This is a genomic window from Pseudomonas sp. 30_B, from assembly GCF_017491605.1.
Classification (GTDB): Bacteria; Pseudomonadota; Gammaproteobacteria; order Pseudomonadales; family Pseudomonadaceae; genus Pseudomonas.
The window spans coordinates 1-605 of record NZ_JAFGYY010000108.1 but is presented as its reverse complement, the minus strand read 5'-3'; the positions used below and the strand labels follow the sequence as shown (position 1 = coordinate 605).

The 605-nt window shown below is 68.4% G+C and carries 1 pseudogene; it reads right to left on the bottom strand.

Features of this window, described 5'->3' with window-relative positions:
• Positions 1-374: 374 nt before the first annotated feature.
• Positions 375-605 (bottom strand): annotated as a pseudogene (locus tag J5M67_RS27450) (lipoyl synthase); the annotation flags it as partial.

Here is a 605-nt window from a genome sequence, read left to right as displayed (position 1 = left end):
CCAGCACGTTCGCCTTGAAGAACAGCGCCGAGCTATGGTGCGTGCTCGCGCGAAACGATTTCGCCAGGCCGGCGACGCTGACCGGCGGCTCGAACCATTCGCCGTTCGACCAGCACTCGACGTAATCGAGAATCTCGGCCCGGTTCATGACGGGCGTCGGATCGTCGAACGTGAAGACCTCGGCACGCGCCGGCGCGGCGCTGCCGGCGCTCGGATTGGGCGCGGCCGCGAGCGTGCGCGGCGCGCGCGATCGGCGCGAAGCGATCCGCGAAGCGGGCGCACATCGCCTCGCGCGCCGCGCGCATAAAAAAACCGCAGCGAAGGCTGCGGTTTCCTCATTCGGCGGCCGGCCGCCGGTCAGCCCGCCATCCCGCTCAAACCACCCCGGCGCCGTGCGCCTGCAGATCGGCGTGATAGCTCGAGCGCACCATCGCGCCGACGGCCGCGTGCGTGAAGCCCATCTTGTACGCCTCTTCCTCGTACATCTTGAACGTGTCCGGATGCACGTACTCGCGCACCGGCAGATGGTGCTCGGACGGCTGCAGGTATTGGCCGATCGTCAGCATGTCGACGTCGTGCGCGCGCAGGTCGCGCATCACCTGCAG